Source organism: Acidithiobacillus sp. TH-A36, from assembly GCF_057473445.1.
In genome coordinates, this window is the sequence record NZ_JBYCKP010000687.1 from 1 (window position 1) to 1,599 (window position 1,599).

Sequence of the window (1,599 nt, forward strand, 5' to 3'; positions counted from 1 at the left end):
GAAATGCTGCAGTCGCCGGAACCTGCCGCCCATGCACTTTGAAAGATAAACGGCGAGGTGCTGCACAGTAATATCAGTAAAGCTCTTTTCAGCATCCTGTTTTCCTTTATGTTACAAAGAAGAGGCTTACCACCGACCCCGAGGCCAATATCCCCAACCGGGTCCGTACCATCCGGGAAAGAAACCAAAGCCGGTGCCAACAAAAACCTGTTGCTCCACCTGTGCACGGGGCGGTTCTATAGGCCACAAATACACGGTACTCGCTGCCAGTTTGGGATAGGTATAACTGAATTGACCCACATCATGGTGCTCAGTGCCGGTAATCATTCCGATAAAAGTGACCTCACGGTCGGGTCGATAAAGCATGGGATCATAAAAACCGGGTGCACAGGCCACAAAGCGGCCAATATGCGCCTCACCTTCTTCCGACTGGGGCCTGCCATTATTATGCAGGGGCTCACCCAGCACGGTGAAGCAGGTTTGTTGGGTTTCAGGTCGGGTTTCAATGATTTTCCCACCCCAGCGCACCTGATGACCATTGTAGTTACCGCTTTGGGCGGCGGCAGGGGTAATATTCGGAAAAGTACCGCTGACCGGAGTGACCGTGGCGCAACCGGAAAGGCAGGCGGCACTGATCAGGGTGGTCCAGAAAGCCAGGCGTTGCTTCGTCATGATTTTGCTCCGCAAAAATGAGACTGACCCGCATATTGACCGACACGATCCTGGATTGGTTCAAAGCCAGTCCAAGCCCTTGAATTTTAGCTTAACGGGAAGTTCCCGGTCTACCGTCATGGGTTTTGCTCCGACTCCCCCAGTAGCTGACAGCAAACAGAATGACAGCCATGACCAGTTCCTGCGCAGCCGGGATCAGCCATCCTCTGGGCCAGGACTGAAACAAAACCATGGCAATGGTCAGCACACCGAGGAGAATCATGACTCCGGCCAGTCGTGACAACACCATAAACACATTTTTAGCGGTGAATACGCCGATGCCGCGATGAACGCCGATTCCGCGCAGAAAGCTGTCCAGTTTTTGCGGTGAAATCAGATAAACCAGTGCCAGGACCAGAAAGGCAAGGATGCCCAGTGCAATGATGACTCCAATGATACTCATGATATTGACCATGGGCATGACGGCTCCTCCATGTGGATTCTTCCTGAACAGTATACCCCATCTGACCATATCCCGAGCCAAAAGTTGGCTCCAATTGCAATGGCGTCGACTAAAAATGAGGAATGTCTTCCTGCAGTTCGGCAAAACGCGCTGCGAGAAAATCTATCAGGGCGCGTACGGCAGGGAGCAATCCCCGTCGCGAAGGAAATACGGCGTGGATAAGCTCCGGATGTGGGGCCCACGCGGGCAATATGCGCATCAAAGTGCCTGTCGCCAAAGCTTCGCGCACCATCAGTAGCGGCAGCTGGACAACTCCCACCCCGGCTATGGCTGCATCCCGCAGGGCAATCATGTCCGTAGTGACGAAGCGGGGCTGATGCGTCCGGATGACGACGGCATTTTGCGGTCCGGACAACTCCCAATGATGATTTTGCTGGAGGCTTCCCAGACCCATGCTCGGTAATTTTACCAGATCGTCGGGTTGC

The 1,599-nt window shown here is 53.8% G+C and carries 3 protein-coding genes; all 3 read right to left on the minus strand.

Annotated elements, in window-relative coordinates; genetic code table 11:
* Window positions 1-126 precede the first annotated feature (126 nt).
* Window positions 127-672: a Slp family lipoprotein gene (locus AC2VLY_RS17085; protein ID WP_193650423.1), complete on the minus strand. Its 546-nt coding sequence runs from the start codon at window positions 670-672 to the stop codon at window positions 127-129.
* 91 nt (window positions 673-763) lie between these two features.
* A complete protein-coding gene (locus AC2VLY_RS17090) occupies window positions 764-1,132 on the minus strand; it encodes a hypothetical protein (RefSeq protein WP_193650424.1) in 369 nt (122 codons plus the stop codon).
* Window positions 1,133-1,223: 91 nt separating this feature from the next.
* Window positions 1,224-1,599: LysR substrate-binding domain-containing protein (locus tag AC2VLY_RS17095; RefSeq protein ID WP_486922706.1), on the minus strand; the 376-nt coding region annotated here is incomplete at its 5' end.

Excerpts from the sequence above, each read along its gene's own strand:
- AC2VLY_RS17085 (WP_193650423.1), bottom strand. The coding sequence starts at position 672 with ATGACGAAGCAACGCCTGGCTTTCTGGACCACCCTGATCAGTGCCGCC.
- AC2VLY_RS17090 (WP_193650424.1), bottom strand. The coding sequence starts at position 1,132 with ATGCCCATGGTCAATATCATGAGTATCATTGGAGTCATCATTGCACTG.